Source organism: Stenotrophomonas sp. YJH_SMC_106-19 (genome assembly GCF_059368375.1).
This window is the reverse complement of record NZ_JCAFRQ010000002.1, coordinates 435,017-449,418: the sequence shown is the minus strand read 5'-3', so window position 1 is coordinate 449,418 and position 14,402 is coordinate 435,017. Positions and strand designations below refer to the sequence as shown.

The following is a 14,402-nucleotide window of genomic DNA, read 5'->3' as shown; positions in this document are numbered from 1 at the left end:
TGGGGGCGGCAACCCCGTAGAATGAAGGGAATGCCCGATACCCTCGCCCAGCCCGTCAGCCACACGCTGGAAGTCAAGCACAGCCGCTTCATCGCCCATGCCGCGCCCATCGATGGCGCGGCGGCGGCGATGTCGTTCCTGCAGCGGGTGATGGTGGCCGACGCCACGCACAACTGCTGGGCCTACCGGCATGGACAGGAGTATCGCTCCAGCGATGATGGCGAGCCGGCGGGGACTGCCGGCCGGCCGATCCTGGCCGCCATCGATGGCCAGGGCTTCGACCGGGTCATGGTGGTGGTGATCCGCTGGTACGGGGGTATCAAGCTCGGCGCCGGTGGCCTGGTCCGCGCCTACGGCGGTACCGCCGCCGAGTGTCTGCGCACGGCACCGCGGCTGCCGCTGGTGGCGATGGCACGGCTGCAGCTGCTGGCCGGCTTCGAGGACCTGGGTACCCTGCATGCGGCCCTGCCCGCGTTCTCCGCCGAGAAGCAGGATGAACAGTTCGACGCTGAAGGCGTGCGCCTGCGGATCGAATTACCCGCCGACCAGGCCGACGCATTGAAAATCCGCCTGCGAGACGCCACCCGTGACCGTATCCGTATCCGAGATGACGACCAGGATGACTGACAAGGACGACGCGGCCGCCGCGACCCCGCCATTGCGCCGCCTCGGCAGCCTGCGAACGCTGTGGCCGTTCGTGCGCCGGCACAGTGGCCTGTTCGCCGCCTGGCTGCTGGCGCTGGCCGTCTCCTCGGCCGCCACCCTCAGCCTGCCTCCGGCCGTCAAGCAGATGATCGACCACGGCTTCAGCAGCGGCGGCCAGATCAACCGGGCGTTTGCCCTGCTGATGCTGGTGGCGGTAGTGCTGGCGATCGCCACCTCCGCACGCTTCTACTTCGTGTCGCTGCTCGGCGAGAAGGTAGTGGCCGACCTGCGCAGCCGTCTGTACGGGCACCTGATCCAGTTGGGTGCCGGTTTCCATGACCGCAGCCGCAGCGGCGAACTGGTCTCGCGCCTGACCGCCGACAGCGAGCTGCTGCGCAGCGTGGTGGGCTCGACCATGTCAGTCGCATTGCGCAGCAGCGTGACGGTGGTCGGCAGCCTGGCGATGCTGTTCGTGACCAGTCCGCGCCTGGCGGCGTGGTCGCTGCTCGGCATCCCGCTGGCGGTACTGCCCATCATCATCGGCGCACGCAAGCTGCGCACCGTCGCGCGCAGCAGCCAGGACCGCATCGCCGACGCCAACAGCCTGGCCAGCGAGACCCTCGGTGCCGTCCGCACGGTGCAGGCACATGCGCGCGAGCCTTACGAGCGCGGCCGCTTCGACCTGGCGCTGGGCGATGCGATCCGGGCCGCACGCCGGCGCATCGGCGCACAATCGCTGGTCACCGCCAGTGCCATCCTGCTGATCTTCGGTGCCATTGTCGGCGTGCTGTGGCTGGGCGCCCACGATGTCATCGAGGGCCGCCTCAGTGCCGGCACCCTGGGCCAGTTCGTGCTGTATGCGCTGATCGGCGGTGGTTCGGTGGGCGCTCTGGCCGAAGTCTGGAACGAGCTCCAGCGCGCTGCCGGCGGCATGGGCCGGATCGGCGAACTGCTGCAGGAGGATGTCGAGATCCGCGCGCCCGCGCATCCACGCGCGCTGCCGCAGCCGCTGCAAGGCGAGATCCAGTTCGATGACGTGGTGTTCCACTACCCGCAGCGACCGGACCAGGCCGCGCTCGACCACTTCAGCCTGCATGTGCGCCCCGGCGAGACCGTGGCCCTGGTCGGTCCCTCGGGTGCCGGCAAGAGCACGGTGCTGTCGATGCTGCTGCGCTTCCATGACCCGGCCAACGGCCGCATCTGCGTGGACGGCATCGATGTGCGCGAGGTCGATCCCGCCGACCTGCGCGCCCAGCTGGCCCTGGTGCCGCAGCAACCGACGCTGTTCGCCGCCAGCGCCCGCGACAACATCCGCTACGGCCGCCTGCAGGCCAGCGATGCCGAAGTCGAGGAAGCGGCTCGTGCCGCTGAGGCCGATGGCTTCCTGCGTGCGTTGCCGCAGGGCTATGACAGTGAGCTGGGCGAGCGCGGCGCGCGCCTGTCCGGCGGGCAGCAGCAGCGCGTGGCGATCGCCCGCGCGCTGCTGAAGGATGCGCCGATCCTGCTGCTGGACGAAGCCACCAGCGCGCTCGACGCGCAGAGCGAGTACGGTGTGCAGCAGGCGCTGGAGCGCCTGATGGCGGGCCGCACCACGCTGGTCATCGCACACCGTCTGGCAACCGTGCTCAAGGCCGACCGCATCGTGGTCATGGACCAGGGGCGCATCGTCGCCGAAGGCACGCACGCACAGTTGTTGGCTGAAGGGGGTCTGTACGCGGAGCTGGCGCGACTGCAGTTCATCGATTGATGACGGTCGGCTAACACCTCTGGCCCCAAGCTGGCCGCGCAGAAGCAGCATCCGCTGAAGGAGGTGGACGATGTCGTTCCGTCAGTTTCCCGCAGTCGACAGCAATGGCGAGAGCCATATCATCATCGAGTTCAAGCCCGAGGCCAGTGGCAGCGGGCATCATTCCGAAGCCACCCCGCGCTACGAGCTCGACGACGGGCGTCATCTGGTGCGCAATGGCCGCGAGTTCAGCACCAGTGGCGGCGAACTGCGGCTGACCATCTAGCGTCGCGTGGGTCATCGCAGGGCAGCCGGGCATAGCCCGGCCTCACCGGCAGCACCCTGGTCAGTTTTTCGCCACAGATCTTGACAGCTTGTGCTGGCAAGGCGTGAGCAGTGTTATCCACATGTTTGCGCAGAATTCATCCACATCCCCTGTGGATGAATGCACTACGCCAGTACCCGTCCGATTCCGCTGGCATCCACGGCGGCCGCTGCGTCGGCCAGGGCACGGGGATCACTGCCGGCGACGAAGCCGATGCGGAAATGCACTTCCCCGCCCGGCGTGCGCGAGGAATGGATAGAAGCCAGGCTGATGCCGTGCTGCTCGAAGATGTTCAGCAGCTCACGCAGTGAGCCCGGGCGATCTTCCGGCAGGTGGACCGACACGGCGTTGCGCTCGGTCAGATCGGCCAGCAGGTAGCCTACCCGCTCGAAGGTATAGTTTCCCGAGGCCAGTGCAGGCGCGCCGAAGGCGGCCTGGTTCGCCGCCAGCATCTGCTCGCGGAACGCACCGCGCGCCATGTCGTCGCCTTGGTCGACCTGGGCCTGCAGCATGCGCAGCTGGCCGACCAGGCGTTCCAGCATTGGCGCGACATGCGGATTGCCGAACTGGATGTCCTCATAGATCGCCGGATTCAGCGAGAGGATGCGCGAGATGATCGCGGTGTCCAGTTCGAACGACGCCGAGCGATAGGGAAGCATCGCTTCCAGTGTCCCCAGTTGCGGCTGATATTCCCGCAGCACGCCGGCCTGGGCCAGATGCGTGGCATGCACCATCGCCTGCACCAGCGCCATCATCTGGTCATGGTGCTGTGGCGTGGCGCGCACACACTCGGCCTGCAGCGCCACGCACAGCGCATCCAGCCAGGGCCGACAGTGCTGCAGTCGCGCTTCGCAGACCACCATCACCCTGCCCTTCAACGTGGGGGCTTTCGGCGGCGCGGTCATCGGGTGCAGGCCGACCACTTCGGCCTGTGAGGCAAGCATCGCCTGTACCGGCGCGTCCTTGACCGAGGTGACATCGAGCCACAGGCGCCCGCGTTCACGACCCGCCGAGCGGCGCACGTATTCGGCGATCAGTTCCGGCGTATGCCGGATCGGTGCAGAGAACACCAGTACATCGGCCTCGGCCAGCAACTGCTCCGGTGTATGCGAAGCAGCATCGGCCGGATCGTAGCCGATCACCTGCAGTCGCATCTGCTGCTCGAAGAAGCGGCCCAGCCAGCGCCCGTAGGCGCCGGCACTGCCGACGATGCCGATCGTGCGCGGCGCAAAGTGCTGCACTGCCGTCATGCCACCCGTTCAGCGCGGAAGCGCGTGCCTTCGGCCAGTGCGGCGGGCGCCGCGGCAATCACGTCGAACTCCTCGAAACCATTGGCCAGCGTGGCCTCCAGGGCGGCATGGGTACCCGCGATGGCACGCGAGATCGCCTGCTGCATCGACTCTCCCCGCAGCAGGAACGACACCACCAGCGACATCAGTACGTCGCCGGTCCCGGCCACGTCCACCGGCAGCAGCGGCGAGGTCCAACGCCAGGTCTCGTCGCGTCCCACCGCCAGCGTCACCAGCTCGCCCGGCGTGCCACCCACGCTGTGCGCGATCACCCAGTGCGGACCACGCGCCAGCAGCGTACGCGCGGCGGCGATGGCGTCGGCCTCGGCCAGCGCCGGCATGCCGGTCAGGCGATTCAGTTCAAAGGCGTTCGGGGTCACCAGCCAGGCATGCGGCAACAGGCGCTCGGCGAAGATCGCTTCCAGTCCCGGTTCCACGTAGGGGCCAGTGTGTGTGTCACCGATCACCGGATCCAGGCAGTAACGCAGCTGCGGGCAGGCCGGCAGGATGTCGTCCAGCCAATCGGCGAAGGTGGCACCGTTGGCCGTGCTGCCAAAGTAGCCGGAGACGAGCATCTTCGCCCGCTGCGGCAGGCCGCGCTCGTGGGTGCCCAGCAACAGATCGGCGAACCAGTCGGCGGGCAGCACGCGACCGCGGGTGGTGTCGTAGAACGGCGCGTTGCTGAGCAGCACGGTCGGAATTTCAGCTACGCGCACGCCGAGCGCGCGCATCGGCGGTACGGCGGCGCTGTTGCCGGCATGGCCGTAGACCAGTTGCGACTGGACCGAGATGACATCGATCGGCGACGGGCCGTCGGGCCGCTGGCGGCGGCCGTGGACCAGGTGGTTGTCAAGGGATTCGCTCATGGCCGCATTCTACGCCCAAGGGGGTTTTCGGCAGGGCTTGCAGCCCTGCACCTGCTCAATGCAACGGCAACGGCCGAAGCCAAAGCCAAAGCCAAAGCGGCATTCCGTGGGGTGGCGGGGCGGTGTGGCTGGTCAGGACACGCCGTAAACCCATCCATGGGGCTCGATGGCGCCATCCATGGCGCCAACGGTCCTGACCACCCACACCGCCCCACCTTCGACAGGTTCACGCGGCTGTTGGTAACTGCGGCTGTTGTTCCGCGCGGCTGTTGGTAGGTGTCGACCTTGGTCGACACATCTGTCAGATATCGAATGAATTCATCCACGCATGGCGTGGATCTACCGTGTCGACCAAGGTCGACACCTACCAGAGCAGAGTGCTGTTCCGACAGATCGCGGAAAACCACCGAAGGCGGGGTGGGTCCGGTTGCGGGGGCGTGAGCCGCATGGATGCGGCGACCGAGCTTACATGGACGTATTTGCAGCGTCCCCCGCAACCGGACCCACCCCGCCAATCCACGGATAGCGCGCTTCGGTTGTTGCCGTTGCCTCTGCAGGTGCAGGGCTGCAGGCCCTGCAAACCCACCCTCCCTCAGTGAGCAGCAGGCCGCGACGGCGGTAGCCACGCCGCCACGATGCCGAGCAACGGCAGGAACGCGGTCAGCTGGTAGACGTACTCAATGCTGGTCTTGTCCGCCAGCAGGCCGAGCACGGCAGCACCCAGTCCCCCCATGCCGAAGGCGAAGCCGAAGAACAGGCCGGACACCATGCCGATGCGGTGCGGCATCATCTCCTGCGCATACACCACGATGGCAGAGAAGGCAGACGACAACACGAAACCGATCAGCACCGCCAGCACCGTGGTCCACAGCAGATCCGCATGCGGCAACGCCAGTGCGAACGGCGCCACACCCAGGATCGAGGTCCAGATGATCGGCTTGCGGCCGATGCGATCGCCCAGCGGACCGCCCAGGAAGCCACCCGCCGCCGAAGCCACCAGGAACGCGAACAGATGCAGCTGCGCCTGCGCCACCGGAATGCCGAAATGGTGGATCAGGTAGAAGGTGAAGTAGCTGCCGATGCTGGCCATGTAGAAGTACTTGCTGAAGATCAGCACCAGCAGGATCGCCAGCACCTTGGCCACGGTGCGCGGAGGATGCCGCGACGCCACCGCCGCCACGCCGGCCGGGCGGGGTGCGCCCAGGTGCAGCGCATACCAGCGGCTCACATAGGTCAGCAGGGCGATGCCGACCAGCGCAGCACCGGCAAACCATGAGGCCGCATGCTGGCCGTACGGCACGATCACGGCGGCGGCAATCAGCGGCCCCAGCGCGGTACCGAAGTTGCCGCCGACCTGGAACACCGACTGTGCGAAGCCATGGCGCCCGCCGGACGCCAGCCGTGCGATGCGCGACGCTTCCGGGTGGAAGATCGCCGATCCGATGCCGACCAGCGCGGCGGCCATCAGGACCATCGCATAGTTCGGCGCGAAGCCGAGCAGCAGCATCCCGCACAGCGTCGAGGCCATGCCGATCGGCAACGAGTACGGCGCTGGATGGCGGTCGGTATGCATCCCCACCAGCGGTTGGAAGATCGACGCGGTGAGCTGGTAGGTCAGCGTGATCAGGCCGATCTGGGTGAAGCTGAGATTGAAGCCGCCCTTGATGACCGGATAGATCGCCAGGATCAACGACTGCATCATGTCGTTGACGACATGCGAGGTGGAGATGGCGGCCAGTACGCCGGGCGCCACCGGGCGGGAGGTCGTTGCAGGGGAAGCCAGAGTCGACATGGACGCAGTCAGATTTGGGGGCGGTTCCGCATGCTACGGTTGCCTTCCCCTCCCTTCTGCCGCGTTCGGGTCATGGCCTATCGCAAAAAGGACATTGGCGGTGACGTCGATCCGGCTGCGCCGTGGCGCGATGTGCCGCTGCATCGCCCGGTCACCTACCGGGTTACCCAGTACCCGGCCGGCACCCATATCGCAGGCCACAAGCACCAGCGCCACCAGCTGGTCTATGCCATCTCCGGGCTGATGGTGGTGCGCTCGGAAGTCGGTCGCTGGGTCGTGCCCTCCACCCGTGCGATCTGGATGCCGGCCGGCATGGTGCATGCGGTGGACTGCATTGCCGCCGTGCACATGCGCAGCCTGTACATCGACCCGTCATTCGCCCCGCAACTGCCGGCCGAACCGTTCGCGGTACAGGTGGCACCGCTGCTGCGCGAACTGCTGCAGGCAGCCACCCTGATCAAGGGCGAGCACATCGAAGACAGCCGCGATGGCCGCGTGGTGCGCCTGCTGCTGGACGAGCTGCATCGCATGGACGTATTGCCGCTGCACCTGCCCGCGCCCACCGATCCGCGCCTGCAGCGGATCTGCCAGCACATCCAGAAGCATCCCGGCGACGATGCGACGCTGCAGGACTGGGCGCAGTCACTGGAAGTGGATGTGAAAACCATCCAGCGCCACTTCGCCAACGAACTGGGCATGACCTTCGGCCAGTGGCGGCAGCAGGCGCGGCTGCTGGCGGCAATGGAACGGCTGGCGACCGGCGAGAAGGTCATCGATGTCGCACTGGCGATGGGCTACGACAGCCCCAGCGCGTTCACCAGCATGTTCAAGCGCCAGTTGGGGCAGACCCCGGCGGCGTTCTTCCGCTGACCCCATGCACAGAAACGCCGGGCATGGCCCGGCGCTACCGTTCAACGCTTGCGTTGAAAATTCAGGACGTCATCCGGTCCCAGAAGCCCTTCACGCCGTCCATGAAGGTGGCGGACTTCGGCGAGTGCTTGCGCGCTTCCTCACCGACGAAGGTGGCCTCGAACTGCTCCAGCAGCCTGCGCTGGTCGTTGGTCAGGTTGACCGGCGTCTCGACCACCACGCGGCAATACAGATCGCCCTCGCTGCGGCTGCGCACCGAACGCACGCCCTTGCCGCGCAGGCGGAACAGTTTGCCGGTCTGGGTCTCTGCCGGAATGCGGATCTCCGCTTCGCCACCCAGCGTCGCCACGCGCACGGTATCGCCGAGCGCCGCCTGCGAGATGCGGATCGGCACTTCACAATGCAGATCGTCGCCATCGCGCTGGAAGATGGGGTGCTCGCGCACGCGCACTTCCACGTACAGGTCGCCCGGCGGCGTGCCGGCCGGCCCCGCTTCGCCCTCGCCAGCCAGGCGGATGCGATCGCCGGTGTCGACGCCCGCCGGCACCTTCACCGACAGCACCTTGTCTTCCTCGACACGGCCATTGCCGTGGCAGGTCTTGCAGGGCTTGGCAATGATCTGGCCGCGGCCGCCGCAGTTGTGGCAGGCCTGCTGCATGGCGAAGATGCCGCGCTGGATGCGCACCTGGCCGCGGCCGTGGCAGACGTTGCAGGTCTCCACCTTGCCGTCTTCCGAGCCGCTGCCATCGCAATCGCCGCATTCGGCCAGGGTCGGGATCTCGATGCGGCGCTCGACGCCACGCACCGCTTCTTCCAGGTCCAGCTCCATCACGTAACCGATGTCGGCACCGCGGCGTGCCTGGCGCGGACCGCCGCCGGCACCACCGAAGATGTTGCCGAAGATGTCGCCGAAGATATCGTTCATGTCCGGACCACCCGGACCGCCCCCGCCCATGCCGTGCTCGAACGCGGCATGACCGTGGCTGTCATACATCCGGCGCTTGTTGCCGTCGGACAGCACCTCGTAGGCTTCCTTGCACTCCTTGAAGGAGGCTTCGGCGGCCGCATCACCCGGATTTCGGTCCGGATGGAACTTCATCGCGCAGCGGCGGTAAGCCTTCTTCAGCTCTTCTTCGTTGGCGGTGCGGGCCACGCCCAGCACTTCGTAGTAATCGCGCTTGCTCATATCGTGAATCGGCTTCCGGAATGTCGGGATTCGTCAAAGCGGAAGAGCGGAACCAGGTCCGCTCTTGCGTCGGGCGCCCCGACGCGCCGGAGGCGGTCAGGACCCTGATGCGACAACGGGACGCTGCCAGGCAGCGTCCCGCGTCGGTCCGGATCAGGACTTCTTGTCGTCCTTGACTTCGGTGAACTCGGCGTCCACCACGTCGTCGTTGCCCTTGCCCGCATTGCCGGCATCGGCGCCCGGGGCACCGCCCTGCTCTGCCGACGCTGCGGCGAACAGCGACTGGCCGGCTTCCTCCAGCACCTTCGACTTGGCTTCGATCTGTGCCTTGTCGTCGCCCTTCATCGCGGTTTCAAGATCGGCCAGAGCCGCTTCCACCTTGCCGATGACATCGCCGCCGACCTTGCTGCCGTGCTCGGTGATGGCGCTGCGGGTGCCGTGGATCAGGGCATCGGCCTGGTTGCGGGCCTGCACCAGTTCCTGGAACTTCTTGTCTTCTTCGCGGTTGGCTTCCGCGTCGGCGACCATGCGGGCGATCTCTTCCTCGGACAGGCCCGAGCCGGCCTTGATCTCGACCTTCTGTTCCTTGTTGGTCTTCTTGTCCTTGGCCGACACATGCAGGATGCCGTTGGCGTCGATGTCGAAGGACACTTCCACCTGCGGCAGGCCACGCGGCGCCGGCTCGATGCCGGACAGGTCGAACTTGGCCAGCGACTTGTTGAAGCGGGCCTGTTCGCGCTCACCCTGCAGCACGTGCACGGTCACGGCCGACTGGTTGTCCTCGGCGGTGGAGAACACCTGCGAGGCCTTGGTCGGGATGGTGGTGTTCTTCTCGATGATCTTGGTGAACACGCCGCCCATGGTTTCGATGCCCAGCGACAGCGGGGTCACGTCCAGCAGCAGCACGTCCTTGACGTCGCCGCCCAGCACGCCACCCTGGATCGCCGCACCCAGTGCCACGGCTTCGTCCGGGTTGACGTCCTTGCGCGGCTCCTTGCCGAAGAACTCGGTCACCGCCTGCTGCACCTTCGGCATGCGGGTCTGGCCGCCGACCAGGATCACTTCGCTGATGTCGCTCGAACGCAGGCCGGCATCGTTCAGGGCGACGCGGCACGGCTCGATCGACTTCTTGATCAGGTCTTCCACCAGCGCTTCCAGCTTGGCGCGGGTCAGCTTGATGTTCAGGTGCTTCGGACCCGACGCGTCAGCGGTGACGTACGGCAGGTTCACTTCGGTCTGCTGGGCGCTGGACAGCTCGATCTTGGCACGCTCGGCAGCGTCCTTCAGGCGCTGCAGAGCCAGCGGATCCTTGCGCAGGTCGATGCCCTGGTCCTTGTTGAACTCTTCCACCAGGTACTCGATGACGCGGTTGTCGAAGTCTTCGCCGCCCAGGAAGGTGTCGCCGTTGGTGGCCAGCACTTCGAACTGCTTCTCGCCGTCGACGTTGGCGATCTCGATCACCGAGACGTCGAAGGTACCGCCGCCCAGGTCGTACACAACGATCTTGCGATCCTTGTTGTCGCCCTTGTCCAGGCCATAGGCCAGCGCGGCCGCGGTCGGCTCGTTGATGATGCGCTTGACGTCCAGGCCCGCGATGCGGCCAGCATCCTTGGTGGCCTGGCGCTGGCTGTCGTTGAAGTAGGCCGGCACGGTGATGACCGCTTCGGTGACCTTCTCACCGAGGAAGTCCTCGGCGGTCTTCTTCATCTTCTCCAGTACCTTGGCCGAGATTTCCTGCGGCGCCATCTTCTTGGCATCGCTGGTGGCCACCCACGCATCACCATTGTCATGGGCGAGGATGCTGTACGGGACGTGGGCGATGTCCTTCTGCACCTCGGCGTCGGTGAACTTGCGGCCGATCAGGCGCTTCACCGCGTAGAAGGTGTTCTTCGGGTTGGTCACCGCCTGGCGCTTGGCCGAGGCACCGACCAGGACTTCGCCGTCCTTGGTGTAGGCGACGATCGACGGGGTGGTGCGATCGCCTTCCGAATTCTCGATGACGCGGGCCTTGCCGCCGTCCATGATCGCCACGCACGAGTTGGTGGTGCCGAGGTCGATACCAATGATCTTGCCCATGGGGGAGACTCCTGAGAAATGCTGTGTGGATGTCAGTCCGGCCGCTCGGCCGGTGGATGAATGGGATGTGGGGGAGGCTCGTGGAACATTCAAGCCATCTCCCGAACGCTGTGTTCAGCCGTTCAAGGTTCGCCGGGCATTGCCCGGCGATGACGATCCGGGGGTAGCGCCGGGCCATGCCCGGCGGCCGCTCCCGGATCGACCGCTCAGTCGGCGGCCACCACCACCAGCGCCGGCCGCAGCAGGCGCTCGTTGAGCAGATAGCCCTTCTGGAACACGGTCACCACGCTGCCCGGGGCGGCGTCCGGGGCCGGCACCTGGCTGATCGCCTGGTGGTGCTCCGGGTTGAACGGCTGGCCGGTCGGGTCAATCAGGACCAGGCCGTTATCGGCGGCGACCTTCAGCAACTGCTTGTAGGTCAGCTCCAGGCCCTCGCGCAGCGGGTGCGGGTCGTCGCCGGCGGCCTTCAGGCCGGCATCCAGGCTGTCGAACACGGGCAGCAGTTCGCCCAGCAGCTTCTCGTTGGCGAACTTGCGGGCCTGCTCGATGTCGCGGGCCACGCGCTTGCGCTGGTTCTCCAGGTCGGCGCGCTCACGCAGCGCATCGGCCCTGACCTGCTCGACTTCCGCGCGCAGGCGCTCCACTTCGTCATTGACGCCTGCTGCGGCGGCCGCGTCGGCGGCGCTCTGCTGGGATTCGAAATCTGGATGTTCGTGGTTCATGTCTGGGTCCCTGGCGGTCACTCCCCGCCTCCACCCACCCTAGTGTGGGCGGGATGCTGCGTTTCAAGCGTCCGCGGCACCGGATCCGCGCCCGGTCGGTGAAAAGGCCGCGCCCAGCACGTCGGCGGTGGCCTGTACCAGCGGGATCATGCGGTCGTAGGCCATCCGCTTCGGCCCGATCACCCCCAGCACGCCCAGCACCTGCCCATTGGCCGCATACGGGGCGGTCACCAGCGAAACCCCCTGCAGCGGCATCATCCCGGTCTCTTCGCCGATGAAGATGCGCACGCCCGGGGCCTGGATGGTCCGCTCCAGCAGCTGCAGGATCTCGCGCTTGCTGGAGAACAGCTCGAACAGTTCACGCAGGCGCTCCAGGTCGGACAGGTCTTGGACCCCCATCAGGCGGGTCTGGCCCGCCACCAGCATGTCGTCGGCCGCGGGCTGCAGGGCCTGCTCGGCCAGTTCGATGCTGTGCGCCAGCAGCTGCTCCAGCTCGGAACGGGCATCGCGCAGCTCCAGCAGCAGGCGCGCCCGGATCTCCGCCAGCGGCAGCCCGGCGAAATGGGCGTTGAGGTAATTGGCGACCTGCTCCAGCTGGCCCGGGGCGAAGTCCTGGCGGGTTTCGATCACCCGGTTCTGGACCTCGTTGTCGGCGAACACCAGGATCGCCAGCACCCGGCGGCCGTCCAGCGCCACGAAATCGATCTGGCGGAAGGCGAACTGCTCGCGCCGCGGCGCGCTGACCACGCCGACGAAGTGGCTCATCGCCGACAGCAGCTCGGAGGCACTGCCGAGCAGGGCCTGGGTGCTGCCGCCACCGGCCAGTTCCTGGCGCAAGCGGGCCAGCTCGCCCTCGCCCGGCGGCTGCATCTGCAGCAGGCTGTCGACAAACACCCGGTAGCCATGCGCGGTCGGGATCCGCCCGGCGGAGGTATGCGGCGACGCCAGCAGGCCCAGGTCCTCCAGGTCGCCGAGGATGTTGCGGATGGTGGCCGGACTGACTTCCAGCCCGGCCACGCGCGCCAGCGTCTGCGAGCCCACGGGCTCACCATCCTGGATGTGGCGCGCGATCAGCGTGCGCAGCAGATGGCGCGCGCGCGGGGCGAGTTGGTCGGCGGAACCGTGCATGGAATCAACCTGTGAGACACGGAGACTAGATAATGGCGCCGGATCACCTTGGCAAGCCATTGGACCGCCCGCGTGCGCGTGCTAGCGTTGCGCGGCTCAGCTACCCCCAGACCCATGCTCAGACACCTATCGATCAAGGATTTCGCCGTCGTCCGCGCCACCGAACTTGAATTCGGGCCTGGCATGACCGTGGTTTCAGGCGAGACCGGCGCCGGCAAGTCGCTGATGGTCGACGCGCTGGGCTTCCTGTCCGGCCTGCGCGCCGACAGTGGCGTGGTCCGCCACGGTGCCGCCCGTGCCGAGCTGTCGGCCGAGTTCGCGCTGGAGCATCTGCAGGCCGCACGCCAGTGGCTGGCCGACAACGAGCTGGACGATGAGGACCAGTGCCAGCTGCGCCGCGTGATCCGCGCCGACGGCGGTTCGCGGGCCTGGATCAACGGCCGCCCGGTCACCCTCGCCCAGCTGGGCGAACTGGCCGCGCTGCTGGTGGAAATCCACGGCCAGCATGAACAGCAGGCCCTGCTGGCGCGTCCTTCCCAGCTGGCCCTGCTCGATGCCTATGCCGGCAACGAGGAAGAGCGCCGTCAGGTCCGCCGCGCCGCAGCCGCCTGGCAGGCACTGGTCGATGAATCCCTGGCGCTGTCGCAGCAGGGCGACGTCAGTGACCGTATCGGTTTCCTCGAGCATCAGCTGCGCGAACTGGACCGTGAGGATCTGGAGCCCGAATCGATCCTCGCGCTGGGCGCCAGTCATCGGCGCCAGGCCCATGCCAGCGCGCTGCTGACCGCCTGCCAGGCCGCCAGCAACCAGCTCAACGGCGACGAGGGCAGCTCGGCGCTGGATCAGCTGCAGCAGGTGCGGCACGAACTGGCCCGGCTGATCGAACACGACCCGCGCCTGGGCGAGGTGGACAGCCTGATCGAAAACGCGTCGATCCAGCTGCACGAAGCCCTGTCACTGCTCGACCGCGTGCACGACGACCTGGATGCCGACCCCGAACAGTTCGAGGAGAACGAGCGCCGTCTCGGCCGCCTGCACGACCTTGCGCGCAAGCATCGCGTGCCGATGGACGAACTGGGCGCGCAGCGCGAGCGCATGCATGCCGAAGTGGAGCAGCTGCGCGGCGCAGACGAACGGCTGCAGCGCCTGGCCGGCGAGATCGACAAGGCCGCGGCCGCCTGGCGGGTGCAGGCCGAAGCACTGACCGCAAGCCGGCGCAGTGCGGCGGCCGCGCTGTCGACCACCACCACCGGCATCATCGCCGAGCTGGGCATGGGCGGTGGCCAGTTCCTGATCGAGCTGGAACCCCAGGACGGCGGCAAGCCCGACCCGCAGGGCGCCGAACGCGTGGAGTTCCTGGTCGCGGCCAACGCCGGTCAACCACCACGCGCCCTGCGCAAGGTGGCCTCGGGTGGCGAACTGTCGCGCATCTCGCTGGCAATCGAAGTGGCCGCGCTCGACCTGGACGCCGTGCCGACCATGGTGTTCGACGAAGTCGACTCGGGCATCGGTGGCGCGGTGGCCGACATCGTCGGCCAGAAACTGCGCGCCCTTGGCGAGAAGCGCCAGGTGCTGTGCGTGACCCACCTGCCGCAGGTCGCGTCCAAGGGCCATGCCCACTACCGGGTCAGCAAGGCACCGGTGGAAGGCATGACCCAGAGTGCGGTGGAGAAGCTGGACCTCAAGGCACGCGAGGAAGAACTGGCACGCATGCTCGGTGGCGTCGAAGTGAGCAAGGAAGCGCGCGCGGCCGCCCGCAAGCTGCTGCAGGTCTGAC

Annotated in this window: 12 protein-coding genes; 5 read left to right on the top strand and 7 right to left on the bottom strand. The window is 67.2% G+C overall.

Features of this window, described 5'->3' with window-relative positions; genetic code table 11:
- The first annotated feature begins 30 nt into the window (after positions 1–30).
- The 3 genes from AC5P5M_RS09695 (at position 31) to AC5P5M_RS09685 (ending at position 2,657) form a co-directional block, all read left to right on the top strand.
- Positions 31–627, top strand: a complete 597-nt coding sequence (locus tag AC5P5M_RS09695) for an IMPACT family protein (protein ID WP_053519787.1) — start codon at positions 31–33, stop codon at positions 625–627.
- The gene (locus AC5P5M_RS09690; RefSeq protein ID WP_065181307.1) at positions 620–2,392 is read left to right on the top strand and encodes an ABC transporter transmembrane domain-containing protein; all 1,773 of its coding nucleotides are present in this window, start codon (positions 620–622) and stop codon (positions 2,390–2,392) included. The genes AC5P5M_RS09695 and AC5P5M_RS09690 overlap by 8 nt, the downstream gene beginning before the upstream one ends.
- Positions 2,393–2,462: 70 nt before the next feature.
- On the top strand, positions 2,463–2,657 hold the full coding sequence (locus AC5P5M_RS09685) for a hypothetical protein (RefSeq protein WP_277381668.1): 195 nt from the start codon (positions 2,463–2,465) through the stop codon (positions 2,655–2,657).
- Positions 2,658–2,821: 164 nt separating this feature from the next.
- Here the strand turns inward: AC5P5M_RS09685 and AC5P5M_RS09680 are convergent, their stop codons facing one another.
- The 3 genes from AC5P5M_RS09680 to AC5P5M_RS09670 all read right to left on the bottom strand — a co-directional run bounded on the left by AC5P5M_RS09680 (position 2,822) and on the right by AC5P5M_RS09670 (position 6,643).
- Entirely contained in the window at positions 2,822–3,946 is a 1,125-nt protein-coding gene (locus AC5P5M_RS09680) for a prephenate dehydrogenase (RefSeq protein ID WP_495205794.1), read from the bottom strand.
- Positions 3,943–4,851, bottom strand: a complete 909-nt coding sequence (pdxY, locus tag AC5P5M_RS09675; RefSeq protein WP_128988981.1) for a pyridoxal kinase — start codon at positions 4,849–4,851, stop codon at positions 3,943–3,945. The genes AC5P5M_RS09680 and pdxY overlap by 4 nt, the downstream gene beginning before the upstream one ends.
- A 592-nt stretch (positions 4,852–5,443) precedes the next feature.
- Positions 5,444–6,643, bottom strand: a complete 1,200-nt coding sequence (locus AC5P5M_RS09670; protein WP_495205793.1) for an MFS transporter — start codon at positions 6,641–6,643, stop codon at positions 5,444–5,446.
- Positions 6,644–6,715: 72 nt separating this feature from the next.
- Here AC5P5M_RS09670 and AC5P5M_RS09665 point away from each other — a divergent pair, with 72 nt between their 5' ends.
- A complete protein-coding gene (locus AC5P5M_RS09665; protein WP_111185602.1) occupies positions 6,716–7,513 on the top strand; it encodes an AraC family transcriptional regulator in 798 nt (265 codons plus the stop codon).
- Positions 7,514–7,574: 61 nt separating this feature from the next.
- On the opposite strand, the gene dnaJ is transcribed toward AC5P5M_RS09665, so the two are convergent.
- The 4 genes from dnaJ to hrcA form a co-directional block, all read right to left on the bottom strand.
- Positions 7,575–8,699, bottom strand: a complete 1,125-nt coding sequence (gene dnaJ, locus AC5P5M_RS09660; protein ID WP_053519713.1) for a molecular chaperone DnaJ — start codon at positions 8,697–8,699, stop codon at positions 7,575–7,577.
- A 153-nt stretch (positions 8,700–8,852) separates the two neighbouring features.
- Positions 8,853–10,775, bottom strand: coding sequence for a molecular chaperone DnaK (gene dnaK, locus AC5P5M_RS09655; protein ID WP_053519712.1), 1,923 nt, complete (start codon positions 10,773–10,775; stop codon positions 8,853–8,855).
- Between the two features lie 206 nt (positions 10,776–10,981).
- On the bottom strand, positions 10,982–11,497 hold the full coding sequence (gene grpE, locus AC5P5M_RS09650; RefSeq protein ID WP_053519711.1) for a nucleotide exchange factor GrpE: 516 nt from the start codon (positions 11,495–11,497) through the stop codon (positions 10,982–10,984).
- Positions 11,498–11,560: 63 nt separating this feature from the next.
- Positions 11,561–12,625: a heat-inducible transcriptional repressor HrcA gene (gene hrcA, locus AC5P5M_RS09645; protein WP_053519710.1), complete on the bottom strand. Its 1,065-nt coding sequence runs from the start codon at positions 12,623–12,625 to the stop codon at positions 11,561–11,563.
- Between the two features lie 114 nt (positions 12,626–12,739).
- Here hrcA and recN point away from each other — a divergent pair, with 114 nt between their 5' ends.
- On the top strand, positions 12,740–14,401 hold the full coding sequence (gene recN, locus AC5P5M_RS09640) for a DNA repair protein RecN (RefSeq protein ID WP_053519709.1): 1,662 nt from the start codon (positions 12,740–12,742) through the stop codon (positions 14,399–14,401).
- Position 14,402: the final 1 nt, after the last annotated feature.

What these genes read in the sequence shown, in the direction of transcription:
- AC5P5M_RS09695 (WP_053519787.1), top strand. Translation starts at nt 31, where the DNA reads ATGCCCGATACCCTCGCCCAGCCCGTCAGCCACACGCTGGAAGTCAAG.
- AC5P5M_RS09690 (WP_065181307.1), top strand. Translation starts at nt 620, where the DNA reads ATGACTGACAAGGACGACGCGGCCGCCGCGACCCCGCCATTGCGCCGC.
- AC5P5M_RS09685 (WP_277381668.1), top strand. Translation starts at nt 2,463, where the DNA reads ATGTCGTTCCGTCAGTTTCCCGCAGTCGACAGCAATGGCGAGAGCCAT.
- AC5P5M_RS09680 (WP_495205794.1), bottom strand. Translation starts at nt 3,946, where the DNA reads ATGACGGCAGTGCAGCACTTTGCGCCGCGCACGATCGGCATCGTCGGC.
- pdxY (WP_128988981.1), bottom strand. Translation starts at nt 4,851, where the DNA reads ATGAGCGAATCCCTTGACAACCACCTGGTCCACGGCCGCCGCCAGCGG.
- AC5P5M_RS09670 (WP_495205793.1), bottom strand. Translation starts at nt 6,643, where the DNA reads ATGTCGACTCTGGCTTCCCCTGCAACGACCTCCCGCCCGGTGGCGCCC.
- AC5P5M_RS09665 (WP_111185602.1), top strand. Translation starts at nt 6,716, where the DNA reads ATGGCCTATCGCAAAAAGGACATTGGCGGTGACGTCGATCCGGCTGCG.
- dnaJ (WP_053519713.1), bottom strand. Translation starts at nt 8,699, where the DNA reads ATGAGCAAGCGCGATTACTACGAAGTGCTGGGCGTGGCCCGCACCGCC.
- dnaK (WP_053519712.1), bottom strand. Translation starts at nt 10,775, where the DNA reads ATGGGCAAGATCATTGGTATCGACCTCGGCACCACCAACTCGTGCGTG.
- grpE (WP_053519711.1), bottom strand. Translation starts at nt 11,497, where the DNA reads ATGAACCACGAACATCCAGATTTCGAATCCCAGCAGAGCGCCGCCGAC.
- hrcA (WP_053519710.1), bottom strand. Translation starts at nt 12,625, where the DNA reads ATGCACGGTTCCGCCGACCAACTCGCCCCGCGCGCGCGCCATCTGCTG.
- recN (WP_053519709.1), top strand. Translation starts at nt 12,740, where the DNA reads ATGCTCAGACACCTATCGATCAAGGATTTCGCCGTCGTCCGCGCCACC.